The 14,429-nt window shown below is 56.9% G+C and carries 10 protein-coding genes; 1 reads left to right on the top strand and 9 read right to left on the bottom strand.

The window, feature by feature from the left end; genetic code table 11:
* Nucleotides 1–527: 527 nt before the first annotated feature.
* Nucleotides 528–1,988 (bottom strand): sulfatase family protein, encoded by a 1,461-nt coding sequence (locus tag N0M98_RS27975; protein ID WP_259619815.1) that lies wholly within the window; start codon nt 1,986–1,988, stop codon nt 528–530.
* Nucleotides 1,978–4,281 carry a heparin/heparin-sulfate lyase HepB gene (gene hepB, locus N0M98_RS27970; RefSeq protein ID WP_259619814.1) on the bottom strand — a complete coding sequence of 768 codons (2,304 nt, stop codon included), beginning with the start codon at nt 4,279–4,281 and terminating at the stop codon, nt 1,978–1,980. Before hepB ends, N0M98_RS27975 begins: the two co-directional genes overlap by 11 nt.
* 355 nt (nt 4,282–4,636) lie before the next feature.
* On the opposite strand from hepB, the gene N0M98_RS27965 reads away from it, so the two are divergent.
* The gene (locus tag N0M98_RS27965; protein ID WP_249865786.1) at nt 4,637–5,857 is read left to right on the top strand and encodes an ROK family transcriptional regulator; all 1,221 of its coding nucleotides are present in this window, start codon (nt 4,637–4,639) and stop codon (nt 5,855–5,857) included.
* A 28-nt stretch (nt 5,858–5,885) separates the two neighbouring features.
* Here the strand turns inward: N0M98_RS27965 and N0M98_RS27960 are convergent, their stop codons facing one another.
* The 7 genes from N0M98_RS27960 to N0M98_RS27930 all read right to left on the bottom strand — a co-directional run bounded on the left by N0M98_RS27960 (nt 5,886) and on the right by N0M98_RS27930 (nt 14,429).
* Complete coding sequence (locus N0M98_RS27960) at nt 5,886–7,553, bottom strand: response regulator transcription factor (protein WP_259619813.1); 1,668 nt, start codon at nt 7,551–7,553, stop codon at nt 5,886–5,888.
* A gap of 84 nt (nt 7,554–7,637) precedes the next feature.
* Nucleotides 7,638–9,143: a glycoside hydrolase family 32 protein gene (locus tag N0M98_RS27955; protein WP_259619812.1), complete on the bottom strand. Its 1,506-nt coding sequence runs from the start codon at nt 9,141–9,143 to the stop codon at nt 7,638–7,640.
* Nucleotides 9,144–10,136, bottom strand: coding sequence for a PfkB family carbohydrate kinase (locus tag N0M98_RS27950; RefSeq protein WP_259619811.1), 993 nt, complete (start codon nt 10,134–10,136; stop codon nt 9,144–9,146).
* A gap of 18 nt (nt 10,137–10,154) precedes the next feature.
* Entirely contained in the window at nt 10,155–10,985 is an 831-nt protein-coding gene (locus N0M98_RS27945) for a carbohydrate ABC transporter permease (RefSeq protein WP_259619810.1), read from the bottom strand.
* A gap of 54 nt (nt 10,986–11,039) precedes the next feature.
* Nucleotides 11,040–11,960, bottom strand: a complete 921-nt coding sequence (locus N0M98_RS27940; RefSeq protein ID WP_259619809.1) for a carbohydrate ABC transporter permease — start codon at nt 11,958–11,960, stop codon at nt 11,040–11,042.
* Between the two features lie 193 nt (nt 11,961–12,153).
* Nucleotides 12,154–13,446, bottom strand: a complete 1,293-nt coding sequence (locus N0M98_RS27935) for an ABC transporter substrate-binding protein (RefSeq protein ID WP_249865793.1) — start codon at nt 13,444–13,446, stop codon at nt 12,154–12,156.
* 404 nt (nt 13,447–13,850) lie between these two features.
* Nucleotides 13,851–14,429, bottom strand: a complete 579-nt coding sequence (locus tag N0M98_RS27930) for a sensor histidine kinase (protein WP_259619808.1) — start codon at nt 14,427–14,429, stop codon at nt 13,851–13,853.

The raw sequence follows: 14,429 nt of genomic DNA, 5'->3' as shown, positions 1-14,429 counted from the left end.
AAAGCGACTGTGCCGATTCAAAGCCAGAAGGCCACGGGCTGGTGCACTTTCCTGCACCGTCCTCGCCAAGATAACAGGCTGTCCCCAGTATCTTTGCTCCACTACATGCTCAGGGTTCCGTTTTTTTGGTAACTTTGACGGCTTCATTTTGTAATAACAGGGACTTTTTCACCACACTTTTAAAAGGGTGGTGAAAAAGTCCGCTGCGGCGTCCATTTGATCCTCCAATCGCTGTTGAAAACGGATTCTTAGGATTGTTTTTTCGTTTTTCTGTGGAGAGAATCCGTTTTCAAAGGCGAACGCTTACGCTTTTCCAGATTCAAATGGCCCCTCCGCTCGTTTTTCACCGGACTTTTAAAGCGTGGCGATTTCGTCGTGGCCTGCGTTCGATGAAGTTTCCACTCGCTGTTGCAGCCCGATTTCTTTCATTTTTAACCCCTTACGCGGGGGAAAATCCGTCTACAAAGGCGACCGCTTACGCTGTTCCAACTTTCTATCGACTCTCCGGCCGCTTGTTCACCGGGCGTCTAAGCCTGAAATTCCGCGTAATCGCCAAGGAACCGCCCATAGGCGTTCTCCGGCAGATCGAGCAAATCGTTCGTGCTCCGCATATAATCGCGCAGGCTGCCGAGCAGGCTCTCGATCCGGCCGCCATGCTCATCGGACCGGAACGCCAAATTGTTCATTTCCTGCGGGTCTTGCTTAAGATCGTACAGCTCGATAAATATTTCATCCTTAAAAATGTCGACGATCAGCTTATGATCGCCTTCCATAACGCAGCGCTGGAAGTTGCTTCGTGCTCCGTTGCCGTCGAATTGAATGAAGATGCGCTCACGCGCGAGGCGCTCCTGTTCGCCGGTAATTAACGGCATTAAAGACACCCCCGACACTCCTTGCGGCGTCTCCAGCCCCAGGAAATCGCACAGGGTCGGAAGCACATCGACGCTGCTGACCAGTTGCTCCGATTGCTTGATAGCGGGCGTGAAGCTTTCCGGAAATTTGATGTACAGCGGCGTTTTTACCGATTCCTCGTACATGCACATCTTCTGCCACAGCCGATGAGAGCCGAGCATTTCGCCGTGATCGCTCGCAAACACAATCAGCGTATTGTCGTAGAGGCCCTCGCGCTTCAGCTCGGCGACAAGCCGGCCAACGCAGTGATCGAGCAGCGCCACCAGGCCGAGATATACTCGCCAAATGCGCTCCCATTCCTCGCGCGTATACGATGTGCCGAGCATCCCGGTCAAATTGTACAGCTGCAGCGGCGATTGATTGTCGGCCCAGACGCCTACATTGTCCGGAAGCTTCGCTTCCTTCACCAGCGAATACCACGGCTCGGGGATGTCGAGCGGAGGATGCGGAGCAAGGAACATCGCGTTCAGCGCGAAAGGCTTGCTGCGGTCCCGTCCGCGAATCGCCTCCAGCGAATCGTTAAGAATAAAACCGTCATAGAAGAAATCAAGCTCCTCATCGTAGCGGCCGACGGTCGGAATCGAATACTTGCGCTTGCGGGTCACGCGGCCGTAGGCAAGCTCCGGTACCAAGCCTTGAAACGCCGGCCCGCCCGGCTTTTTCTTGCCGTTCTGCTTCAGAAACGCTTCATACCGCTGCTCCAGCTGCAGCCAATGGGTTTTACTGTCCGCGCTATGCTCCAGCTTCGGTTCCGTGAACAGATGCTGCTTGCCGGTATGCCAGCTGTCCCATTCCTCCTCGATAAGCCGGTACCAATGTTCATGATCGGGACGCACCATGCCGTGCTCCTTCTCCTGCGGCGTCCACGGATTGATCAGCGAGCCCGTCACATTCGGATATTTCCCTGTGAAGAAGGCTCCGCGGGCCGGAACGCACAACGGCGAGGCACAGTACGCCCGATCGAACGTCACGCTCTCTTCCTTCAGTTGGTTAATGTTCGGCGTGTACTCTCCTCCCAGAGCGTCCCAGCGAAGCTGGTCGGCCATAATGATGACGACGTTCGGCTTATCTCCCATTCCGTTCTCCTCCTTCTTCGTCAGGCTGATGCTCCGCCGGGCCGCGGTAACTCAGCAGAATGCGCCCGGGAGCCGCCATCCACCGCCAATGCAGCACGCCGCTCTCTTCCGTCACCTCGCGGGTCAACAAATGCCGCCGCTCCCATGCCGAGCCTTCCCCATTCCCCGTCTCCAGCTCGACCGTCCAGATGCCGGCCGCCAGATCGGCCGCCAGACCGTTTAGCTCGCGTCCAAGCAGCGGCGAGCCCTCCTCTGTCACCGGCAGCGCGACGTCCTCGGCGAGACGCTCGCCGTTCTTCGCGAACAGCGCAAGCCAGCCGTTCAGCTGCGCCCCGACCATCCGCTCCGTCTCTACCTTCTGCGTAGGGAGCGCCGCCGGGCCGTCGATAGCTTTCATCTGAATGACATTCAAAAACAAATCCTCCTCCGACGGCTGAACCGGGCTGACCTCGATGCGCCACTCGCCCTGCTCCTTCGTGCCGGGGAAATCGTTCACATAATTGGTGCCGAACACCCAATATTCCTTGCCGGGGCCGCCCACCTTCTCAATCCGCCGATTGCCCGATTCCGGCAGCAGCGTATCGTTGATCAGCTGTCCGTTGTAGCCGTCCTCGCTGCGCGAAATGACGGTGCGTCCTCCCTCGATCTGCGGCTCCTCGATGCTGTGCAGCAGCCAATATTTCGGAAACTCGGGCCGAGCCGAGACGACGCGGTCGAACACGATCAACGCCGCCGGATGCTCCTCATTTTTGAAATTAAGGAACAGAAACGAGCGCCGGAAGCTTTTCATTTTGCTCGAATAGGCCGCTGTAATATCTCCTTTAAGATACGAATAATCCGGCCGCAGCCGGTCGTCCCCGACAGCGTGCGCCAGCACATCGGCGCGTTTGAAATCTTTGTTCAGCAGATCGTCCAGCGTAAGCGGCGGCCGGCCTTCATTGGGCCAGCGCTGCCCGCCGTCATTGACGTTCGGCCATACCAGGCCGCCGTCCTTGACATAGGGGTACTGCCGAAGCTCGTCGGGATCGTAAACCAGCATCGTATTATGCGCAATCGAACGCTTGAAATAATATTTGTTATGCGGTGAATGATACTTGCCCGAGGAGCCTTTATAAGAGCCCGAATCGATGGCCAGATTGCCTTTGTAATACAGCTGGAACGCTCCCGCGTCCAAATGCTGATGGTTGTTGTATTGATACATGCCGACCTTCATCTCGGCTACGACGGTGCTGGAATCGATGCCGTCATCCCAGCCGGTGCGCGCGACCATCACTCCGGTAGGAGGGCCGAAATAACGGGTTAGCGACAGCTCGTGCAGCGGCTTCGCTTCCACATCGGGATCGGCGAACAGGAAGGCGAAGAGCACGTCTTTATCCTGAAACCGCCCCTCGTCCTTCAGCTGCTGGCATACATAGTAAGGGTCCTTATAATAACCGCCGAGCAGCAAATAAATAAAATGAAGCCTCGTATACTTCGTATGATTCGGCATAACGGGCGTCGAGTCGCCGTCGCGCAGCAGCTTTCCGTCCGGCCGCCGCGTATAAATCCACTGGTAGCCCACTTCGCGCTGCGATTCATCGTAGACGTTGCCGAAGCCCATCCGATCGAACAGAAACGTCGGGAACAGCTCTCCCTGGAAACGAACGCCGCCGTAACCGTCGCCCTGATGATGCCAACCGGAAGGGTAAAAGAAGTTGCGCGCCGGCACCATCTGATGCAGTACCCGGCCGGCCGCCAGATCGTACATCTCCGGGTCCTCGTCGTAAATGGCGATTCCCGTGCCGAGCATATCGCGCTGGATCATCCATTCGCAGCTGTGGCCGACGAAAGCGCCTTCTTTTAACGGCGGATAGCCGCATTCGAGCAAGGAAGCCAGCCGTTTGAAGTGGCGGATGAAAAAATCCCGTTCCTCATCGCTCACCAGCTCGTAGCACCAGTCGTATACGATCGCGCCGGCCAGCATCAAGCGGCCGATGTCCCGCGAAATATCTTGAAAGTTCGGGTTGAAATGCTTCGTAATAGCGGACAGCGCGAGCGCCTTGGCCTTCAGCCCAGCCTCCCGGTCCTCCTTTAACAAATACAGCAGCGCGTTGGCTTCAATGACATACACATCCCCGGGGCAATGCTCCGAGCCGGCTTCCTCGATCCCGTATTCGCTGTACTTCATAAGCCGCTCCCAAGCCTGCTTCACCTCGGGTCTTGTCATCTTGCTCCGCAGTTCGGGCAAATGCTGCCTGCGAAGAAATAGCCGGGGATGCTCCGGCGGCGGGGTCAAATGCGGTTGCGGAAACATAGCTATGGTCCTCCTAACGCTTATTGATAATGAAGTGCCGATAATAGCCTATCATTAGATTAAACAAGTTAATCATCAACCGGCTAAACTGTAAACGCTATCAACTGCCGTTCGCCCGCGGGGCGGAATTTTCTTCCCTTTTCCTCTTGATCATACGTCACACTCGAAACTTATGTCAATAACTAAACTTATTATCCGAAAAAATTCATTTTACATCTTTAAATTAGGGTAAATTCATAAAAATTTTGTCTAAAGTTTTGTATTAGTCTCTATGCCGCCATTGCCTTCACGCGATTATTTTGATATGGTTAATGCAGACATATTTTGAGTTCGAAGGAATTGCGAGGGAACATTTATGGATACTATCCGCAAAGTCTGGGATCAAAAAGGCAGCAAAACCGCCATCCTCCAAATGCTGAGAGTGCACGGGCCGATGTCCCGTATCGAGCTGACCCAACAGACCGATCTAAGCCGCGCGACGATCTCGGTGACGATTAATGAATTGATCGAGCTTGGGCTTGTGCACGAAACGGAGCTGCGACAGTCTACCGGAGGCAGACCGGCGACCAATCTGGAGCTTGTCCCTTATTCCCATATCATCCTGGGCGCCGACCTCAATCATCAGACCTGGACTTTGGGCGCCTTCGACTTGCTGGGCAACACGATCGAGAAACGGCGCATCCCCTTCAGCCCTTTGACCCCTGAGGCGGCGGTGAGCGCGCTGGTTCAGGAGCTTCCCGACTTTATTAAACAATTGGACAAAACTCCGATCCCGCTGCTGGGCATCGGCGTGCCCGGGCTCGTCGATACGCATAACGGCTTGCTCCGCAGCTCCGCCGTGATGGGCTGGCAGCAGGTCGAGCTAGGGGCGCTTCTGGAGAATGCGCTGGGCTGGCCGACGGCCGTGTTGAACCGCAGCCGCGCGCGCGGCTTGTCGGAATGCCGGTACGGCGCGGGCAAAGACTACCGGCATATGATCTATATCGGCATCGATTCCGGTATCGGAGCCGGCATTTATGTGAACCGCGAGCTTATTCACGGGGCGCTCGGAGGAGCCGGAGAGATCGGCCACACGACGGTTGACGCCGACGGGCCGCTTTGCCCGTGCGGCAACACCGGCTGCCTGCAGATGCTGTCCGCGGCTCCCGCCATGGAGCTTGAAGCCCGCCGCCTGCTCCGCCTTGGCTCGCCTTCCTCGCTTCACCATCACCCGGGCTTCGATCTGCAGATGCTGAAGGCCGAGGATATATGCCATGCGGCCGAACAAGGCGATGAATTGGCCATTCAGGTCGTTAACCATGCGGCCACCTATTTGGGCATCACGATGGCGAATCTGGTCAATCTGCTGAATCCGGAGGCGATCATATTGGGCGGGACGATTCCCAAGGAAAGCACCGTCTATGTGCAGTCGGCGATTAAAATGATGCGGCAGCGCGCGATGGGCCAATTATCGGCCGCCACCGTCGTGCACATCGGCGAATTCAAGGAAATCGGCGGAGCGCTGGGAGCCGCCAATATGGCGCTCGATCGGCATATGTCGTTTTCCTACTTTTCGCCGCAGTCCATCGCCAAATAAGCACGCCAATACAACCGGGCCTGCCGTCTTACGGATAGACGGCAGGCCCGTTTGCTGCGGGACGCAATAAGCGTCGATATTCATCCGGCGTTACGCCGTATTTTCGTTTAAACACCCGGTAAAAATACTTCTCATCCTTAAAGCCCGTTCGCGCGGCAATCTCGTATACCTTCAGATCGCTTTCCTCCAGCAGCCGGACCGCCTTATTCAATCGGACGCCGCTCAAATATTTGACGAACGTCGTCCCGAGCTGATTTTTGAATACCATGCTTAAATAATTGGGGCTGAAATAAAACCGCCCGGCCACCGCTTCCAGCGACAAATCTTCCATATAATGCGCATCGATAAATGCGGCGCATTTGTCCGCGGTCAGCTCGTGCTTGCGCGACCGCATCGACTGCAGCGCCGCGATGAGCTGCCCGCCGCAGCCGGCGAGTATCCCGTGCAGCTGCCCGAAAGCCCGGCACTCCTTAATCTGCCGTTCCATCTGCATAACCAGCTGGCGATAGTCTTCCTCGTTCATCATATCCTTCACCGTTTCGGCCAAGCTCCCGGTTAGCCGGATCAGCCTCGCCTTCAACTGGTCCGGAAACGGAAAGCCCTCTTCCGTGATTTTGTTCAGCATCTCATGGATATGCTGTTCGAAAGCGTCGGCCTTCAGCAGCTTAATAAGCTCCTTCAGCGTCTCCTCGTCCTTGGACGCTTCGCCGCTCATCCGCTGAAGCGGCCGATCCGCGTCGCCGTAACGTATCGGTCCGTCCGCGGACTGATAGAAATGGCGGGCTTCCGCCTCCAGCGCCTCCGCGTAAGAGCCGGCGGCTTCCGCGATAATATCGCCGCGCGGCCGCCCTACTCCCATCGTGCAGACGGCATAGTCTCCCGCGCCGCCGCAAAGCCCGCTCACTTCCTTGTGCACGGCTTCCAGCATCGCCGTCCCGGCGGGATGATCCGCTTCCGCGGCGCTCACGGCGGTCAGCACGGTGACGATGCAGCGCGCATCGTCCGGCGAAACGAACGAAACCGGCTGGCCGAGCGGGCTCAAGCCGCGGTTCAGCGCCTCGATGACGGACTGCTTCAGCTGGTCCGGCTCCGCCGTGGCCCCCGCTTCTTCCTCTTGCCCCGTATCCTCCGGCGCTCCCAAGTGAATGCGGCTGACAATGACCGTCCCCGCTTCCTTCAAGGAAAACGCGGCCTTCAGCTCGTCCCGCTTCGCTGCGGACAGCCGGCCGGCGATCCATTCGCTCAGCAGACGCTCGTAATAGACCGGCAAGGTGGTATCCAGCCGCTTGGCCAGCTGCTCCTTCTCCATGAGGCTGCTTCGTTCCTCGCGGAGACTCGCTTCCACCTTATCGAGCATCTGCACGATGCTCTCTTCGCGCACCGGCTTAAGCAAATAATCGAACGCTCCCAACTGCAGCGCCTTTTGCGCATATTCGAAATAACGGTAGCCGCTCAAAATAATAATTTTTAGCGGACGGCGCCCCCTACGGCTGTGCTCGATAAAATCGAATCCGTCCATAATCGGCATCTTGATATCCGTTATGACCGCATCGACCGGCTCGGAGTCGATCGCCTCCAGCGCCTTACGGCCGTTGCTGGCTTCGATCACCCTGCATTCCGGCCTCACGCTGCGAATCATACCGGATAATACTCTGCGCTGTATCGCTTCATCATCCACTACCAGGATGCAGTTCATAGAGGACCCCTTTCTGGCGAAACCGGATGCAGCCGGGGGCGGCGGGCCGCAAGCTACCTGGCGCGGCCACAGGCCGGTGCAGGCTTATAAGCCGGGCGCGAGCGGGTATACGGCCAACGAAATCAGCTTCGCCTGGCCTCCCGCAGCGTACGGCCCGATCCTTAACGCATCCGAATCGGCCGGATATATCAAATCCGTAATGGCGGCGGAGCCGTCTCCGGCGAATACTTCGACCGAGGAACGGTCCAGCCATATATGCATTGTAACACGATGATGCGCATCCTGGCGCAGCGGCGCAGCATGCTTGCCCGCAAACAGCGGATGGAAGGAAGCTTCCCCCGCCCGGGTGCGGTCGACGAACAGCTGCTGCGAAGCGGCATCGTAGCCGACGACGACCTCCTGCTCCTGCGCATCGGACGCGGACGTCCTGAGGCGCAGCCCCGCCTCCCGCGCGTCCTGCAGCTCGAACTCCGCGATCAGCTCGCAGCATGCCGCCTCCTGCCCGATCCACGGCTGCGCGTCATCTCCCAGCGCAATGTCCCGCCAAACGGAGGCATCCCCGCGCAGACGCCGCAATTCCTCGACGGGACGCTGAATCAATTGCAGACGGCCGTTCACGCTCCGCAGGCTCAGCGCTCTCGGAAGCGTCATGGCGCTTCTCCACTCCTTCGTCGGGGTGACCTGGGCATACTGCCAATTGCTCATCCAGCCGATATAGATTCTCCGGCCGTCTTCCTGCGGTATATCCGACCAGCTCACGCCCGCGTAGTTGTCCCGCCCGTAATCAAGCCACAGCACCGTCTCCGGCGGGTTGTCGTTGACGAATTGCCGGCCGTCGAACGTGCCTGTGAAGTACTGAGTTCGCGAGCCTTCCGGAAACGCCGGATTGTTGCCGATGCTGACAAACAGCACCCAGCGCGTCTCCCTGCCGCCGCTTCCCTCAATCGGCAGCTCGAACAGATCGGGGCATTCCCATACGCCGTCATGCGACCCTTCCTTCTCTCCGAACGTGCCGGACAAAGACCACGCCTTCAAGTCGGGAGAAGTATAGAAGCTGACCGTTTGTCCGGTTGCCAGAACCATGACCCATCGGCCGGAGGCTTCGTGCCAGAACACTTTCGGATCGCGGTAATCGTGGTGCTTCTCGTCGGCGAGCACCGGATTGCCCGCATATTTATGCCATGTTCTGCCGCGGTCCGTGCTGTAGGCCAGACTTTGCCGCTCCCGGGGACGATCGCTCCCCGGCACCGTGTCGTGATGGGTGAAGATCGCCACCAGCCCCGGCTTCCCTCCGAAAAAGCCCGTCGTATCCCGCCAATCGACCACCGCGCTGCCCGAGAAAATCGCCCCGTGCTCGTCGGGCTCCAGCGCAACCGGCAGATGCTCCCAATGAACCATATCGGGACTGACGGCATGCCCCCAATGCATCGGCCCCCAGGTCGTGCCGTAAGGATGGTACTGGTAGAACAGATGGTATTCCCCTTCAAAATAAACCATGCCGTTCGGGTCATTCATCCACTGCCGCTGCGGCGTAAAATGATACTGCGGTCTGTAAGGATCATGCAAGCTCGTCTCAAGCTCCCTCTTCATTTACGATTCCTCCCTTATCAAGCGTTCTCCCGTTCTTTCCTTGTTCATCCATTGCTCGATCTCTTCCAAGTAAGGCATGCTGTCGATCGCGCCTTTGCGGGTTGCGGCCAGAGCCCCCGCCGTATTGGCGAAGCGTACGACAGCCTCGAGCTCCTCCCGTTCCAAATCCTGAACGGGTTTGCCGCAGTCGGCGATCCGGCTGAGCGCCGCCCCGACGAACGCGTCTCCCGCCCCGGTCGTATCTACGGCCGTCACCTTGCAGCCCCCCACACTGCCGGTCAAGTCGCCCTTACGGTAAAAGCAGCCTGCGCTGCCCAAGGTTACGAACAGCAGCGGCGTCCCGAAGCTCTCCTGGAGTATCGCCGATCCTTCGGCCGCATCCGCAGTTCCGGTCAAAAACAGCAGCTCTTCCTCCGACAGCTTGACGATATCCGCCAGCCGCAAGCCTTCCGTGATCATCCGTTTGGCCTGCTCCGGCCGCTCCCATAACGCGGGACGCAGATTCGGGTCGAAGGAGACGGCCGCGCCGCAGTCTTTGGCCAACCGCACCGCCGCCAGCGTAGCTCCCGCCGCGGGCTCGTGCGTCATCGAAACGGAGCCGAAATGAACGATCCGCGAATGCGCGAGGATGTTCTTGTTCAATTCCCGCTCCGACAGCAGCATATCTGCGGTCATCCGGCGGTAGAAGCTGAACGATCTTTCGCCGCGCTCATCCAAATGGACGAAGGCGAGCGTCGTCGGAGCTTCTTCGGCAACGACCAGCCCGGCCGTATCGATCTGCAAGTTTTGCAGCACCTGCGCGAGAAATCGGCCGAACGCGTCATCCCCTACTTTTCCGATAAAAGCGGTTTTCTTATTGAAACGGGCCAGCGCTGCCGCTACATTGGCCGGCGCTCCGCCCGGATTGGTCTCGAAGCAGACATTCCCCTTGTCCGATAGCCCGCAGGGAGTAAAATCAATCAGCAGCTCTCCAATCGCCGTTACATCGTACATACCATTGTCACCTTCCGATCAGCCCTTTAGTCCGGAGCTGGCAATCCCCTGCACATAATATTTTTGCAAGCATAAAAACAGTACCACTATAGGCAGCGTAGTAAAAGTCAGCGTAGCCATAATTTGCCCGTAATAAATCGGAGGCAGCGTGAAGAAGGTTTGGATGCCGAGCTGCACGTTGCGCAGGTCTTCTCCGGTCGTAACCAAAATCGGCCACATGAAATCGCCCCAATGCGAAATAAACGTAAGAATGAACACCGTCGTAAAGACCGGCCCCGACAAAGGAACGACCAGCGTAAGAAACGTCTTCATCGGCGACGAGCCGTCCATGGCCGCCGCCTCCAGCAGCTCGTTCGGAATATCCATGAAAAACTGCCGGAACATAAAAATATTGAAGCAGCTGGCGATAAACGGCACGATCAGCGCCAGCCACGTGTTCACCCAATGCAGCGTATTGACCACGAAGTACAGCGGCATCAGTATGCTCTCGAACGGCACGACCATCAGCGCGACAATGCACGTGAGAATCCACGCTCTTCCCTTAAAATTCAGCTTGGCCAGCGCGTAGCCGCAGAGCGAGTTCACCCCGAGGCTGCACAGGCAGATGACCGAAACGTAGAAGAGGCTGTTAAACAAATATTTGAACATCGGAATCCGTTCGAACGCTTTGCGGTAATTGTCCAGCGTGAAATCGACCGGCAGCAGCGCCTTGTAGGAGCTTAAGTCCGCGAAGATGCGCGGCTCCGGCTTGAACGACGACACCACCATCCACAGCAGCGGAGTAATGAACAGGAATGATACGATAACATTGGCGGCGTACAGCAGCAGCTTGCTTTTTCTATCCGTCATACGGCTGGCTCTCCTCCTTTGCCTGAAATTTTGCCTTAAATCCGCAGCGGGCCGCTATTTGTCCTTAAGAAGCCTTCTCATCATGACGGAAATGAACACGACGATCAGGAAGAAAACGACCGATATGGCGGAAGCGTAGCCGGCATTGCGGAACTGAAACCCTTGCTGATAAATCAGCAGCGCGAGCGTTCGGGTGGAATTCTCCGGCCCTCCGTTCGTCATAATGTAAGGCTGGGTGAACAGCTTGACCGCTTGAATCGTCGTAATCGTCAGCACGAAGACGATGACGTTGTACAGGCTCGGAATCGTAATGTACCTGAGCTGCTGCAGCTTGCCCGCCCCGTCGATCGACGACGCTTCGTACAAATCTTTGGGGATGCCCTGCAGCCCCGCCAGAAAAATCATCATCTGGTAACCGGCAGCCTGCCAGACGGACATGAAAATAATCGAGTTCATCGCCTGTCCCGCGCTTCTCAGAAACGGCTGGTTCGGAATGCCCAGCACATTCAACACGGAATTGACCAGCCCTTCGTTCGGATTGTACAAGTAAATCCATAGAATGGCGATGACGGTCATCGAGGTAATCACCGGGCTGAAGTAAGCGATTCGAAATACGTTGCGGAGCTTCAGCCTGTTATTGATCAGAAGGGCGAGCCCCAAAGCGACGGCCGATTGCACCGGAACGACGATCACGGAGAAATACAGCGTATTGTACAACGACTTGTAGAACAGCGGGTCCGTGAACAGATTGATATAGTTGGCGAGCCCGATAAACTCGATGCGATCCGGCCGCAGCAGATTGAACTTCGTAAAGCCGAACATGACGGCGAGCACAAACGGCAGCAGTAAAAATACCGCCAGCAGCAGGACGGCCGGCAAAATAAACGAATAGCCCATCACGGCTTCCTTGCGCTTGCTCCGGCGAATCGTCGCCGCTGCGGCCCGGTTCTTGAACGTTTCGGTTGCTGTCTGCACTTATGCTGCTCCTTTCTTCTTCGCTGCCTCCAACTGCTGCATCGGCTTCGGGGCCGCAAGCCTGACGCCGCCCGAGCGAGCGAAAGGTCTTTCGGCCGCCTCCGGCCTAACGGAAGGCAGCCTGCCCGCAATGGCTTGCCGGCAAGCTGCCGCCGCATATAGAGTCCGATGCAATCCGCTGGCTTGAAGCGAATTATTTGGTGAAATTCCTCTTATATTCCTCGTCATAGACCGAAGCGATATTATCGAGCGTCTTCTTCACGTCGGCCCCCATCATAATATCCGTCAGCCCTTCGGCGAACTTCTGCGTCAGCACGGGATAGCCCGGCGTTACCGGACGGGCGCGGGAGACGGTCGTCACCTGCTCCTTGATCACCCGCAGCGGCAAATCGTTATACTCGGGCATGCTCTCGTAGGCCGATTTCCGGCTGGCCGGCATGCTGATCACCTTCGCGAGGCCCGCCGAGCTGTCTTTGTTCGTCAGCCATTTGAGCGCTTCCGCCGCTTCCTTCGGATGCTTGCTGTCCGCGCTTAAGCCGATCGTCCAGCTGCCGGATGGCGCGGTCTGCACGCCGCCGGATTTTTTGGGGAAGTACGTAATCCCCCATTCCAGGTCAGGATAATCCTTGAACCCGGGAATATTCCACGGGCCGCCGAGCTTGGTCGCCGCCTTGCCCTCCTCGAATTCGGTCGGCTTCGGATCGATATTGAACAATTTGTCCTTGGCCAGCTTCTGCAGAAATTGCGCCGCTTCCACTCCCTGCGGGCTGTTGACGAATCCCTGCGCCTTCTTGCCTTCCTTGTCCACAATATCCGTGCCGCCCGACAGCCAAAACTGCTCGAAGGCGTACGTCATCCATTCTCCTTTGTCGTTGATCATATTGGTGCCGAATACTCCGTTCTGGGCGGTCTTCTTCATCACCTCGTACCATTGATCCCACGTCCAGGCGTTCTCCATCTGCGTCGGCGGCTCGATGCCGTACTGCTTCATAATTTTTTTGTTGTAAAACAGGACGACCGAAGATTCCGACAAGCCCGCGGCATAAAATTTGCCGTTATAAGTGCCTTGCTGAATGATCGACGGAACGAAGTCGGCCATATCTTCCTTGGCAAAATACTCGTCGAGCGGAGCGACGATGCCCGAGGCCGCGTAATTCGCTACGTTCGGACCGTCGATGGCGATGATGTCGGGCAGCGTATGCGACGCTACCGCGGCGTTAATTTTATCTTCGTACGCAAAGGAGTTCCCCCTCGTAATGACCTCCATCTTCAGCTTGATCTTGCCTTCGTTCGCCTTGTTGAACTCCTCGATGCGCTTGGCGTAGAATTGATCCTCGTCCTCTTTCGCCTGCGGCCGCCAAAAGCTGATCTCCACAGCTCCGCCTGATCCCGAATCCGATGAAGCCTTGTCGGAGCCCGCTCCTCCCGGCGTACATCCGCCGAGCAAAGCAACCGCTAACATAACCGGTAATACTGTCTTTTTCATGAAAACCCTCCTGTAATTCGGCATTCCTTCTTGTTTACGCTTTCATTTTATCCGCTTTTCTATACCAAACCTACTCTAAAAATCAATGAAAGGTGGACTTTTGCATGCAAAATAACCCCGCAAAGCGGGGTCTTGGCTTCAAGCGATTTCAAGCGGAAGTTCACACTAAGCCGCCATGGTTATTACGGGGACGTAATCGCTAGCGAATGCGCGGTCGCCCGGACCCGACATTAGGGCTGCCACGGGGCCGTGATGACGACCTTCGTCCCGGCTCCCGGAGCCGATTGGATGTGTACTCCGTACTCAGGGCCGTACAGCAGCTTCATGCGCTTGTTCACATTGTCGATGCCGATGGAATCGGCTTGTCCTTCTTCGCCCGCATCCAGTATGCGGCGGATCGTTTCTTACGGCATGCCTTTGCCGTTATCCTCTATACAAAACCGGCGGACATTCCCCTCGATCCGGCCGGATACGCTAATGACGCCTCCTTCCTCGACGTCCTCAAGCCCGTGGATCAAGGCGTTCTCGATAAACGGCTGGAGAAAAAACTTCGGCACCGTGCCCTCGTACAGCCTCGGATCGAAGCTGTATTCCACCTGAAATTTCCCTTCGAATCTGCGCATCATGATCGACACGTAATTTTCCAAATACTTCACATCTTCGCTGAACCGCACTTCGCCGGGACGGCCGGCGGTATACTCCAGCATCTCCGACAGCTCGACCAGCATACTGCTGATCAGCGGCTGCTTGTTCTCGATCGCCAAATAGTTAATGATATTAAGCGAATTGTACAGAAAATGGGGGTTGAACTGAAAATTGAGCGCCCGCAGCTCCGCCTCCATCTCCTTAATGTGCACCTCGTAGTTTTCCTTGATCAGCAGCTCGATTTTCTCGTTCATCTGATTGAACTTATGAATCAGAATGCCCGCTTCCCCCCGGCTGCCCGCCGGTTCGATCATCGTGCCGAAATGCCCTTCACCCAT

The organism is Paenibacillus doosanensis, assembly GCF_025060755.1.
In the GTDB taxonomy this organism is placed as follows: domain Bacteria; phylum Bacillota; class Bacilli; order Paenibacillales; family NBRC-103111; genus Paenibacillus_S; species Paenibacillus_S doosanensis.
This window is presented reverse-complemented; position numbering and strand designations above follow the sequence as displayed.

Excerpts from the sequence above, each read along its gene's own strand:
- N0M98_RS27975 (WP_259619815.1), bottom strand. The coding sequence starts at position 1,988 with ATGGGAGATAAGCCGAACGTCGTCATCATTATGGCCGACCAGCTTCGC.
- hepB (WP_259619814.1), bottom strand. The coding sequence starts at position 4,281 with ATGTTTCCGCAACCGCATTTGACCCCGCCGCCGGAGCATCCCCGGCTA.
- N0M98_RS27965 (WP_249865786.1), top strand. The coding sequence starts at position 4,637 with ATGGATACTATCCGCAAAGTCTGGGATCAAAAAGGCAGCAAAACCGCC.
- N0M98_RS27960 (WP_259619813.1), bottom strand. The coding sequence starts at position 7,553 with ATGAACTGCATCCTGGTAGTGGATGATGAAGCGATACAGCGCAGAGTA.
- N0M98_RS27955 (WP_259619812.1), bottom strand. The coding sequence starts at position 9,143 with ATGAAGAGGGAGCTTGAGACGAGCTTGCATGATCCTTACAGACCGCAG.
- N0M98_RS27950 (WP_259619811.1), bottom strand. The coding sequence starts at position 10,136 with ATGTACGATGTAACGGCGATTGGAGAGCTGCTGATTGATTTTACTCCC.
- N0M98_RS27945 (WP_259619810.1), bottom strand. The coding sequence starts at position 10,985 with ATGACGGATAGAAAAAGCAAGCTGCTGCTGTACGCCGCCAATGTTATC.
- N0M98_RS27935 (WP_249865793.1), bottom strand. The coding sequence starts at position 13,446 with ATGAAAAAGACAGTATTACCGGTTATGTTAGCGGTTGCTTTGCTCGGC.
- N0M98_RS27930 (WP_259619808.1), bottom strand. The coding sequence starts at position 14,429 with ATGGGTGAAGGGCATTTCGGCACGATGATCGAACCGGCGGGCAGCCGG.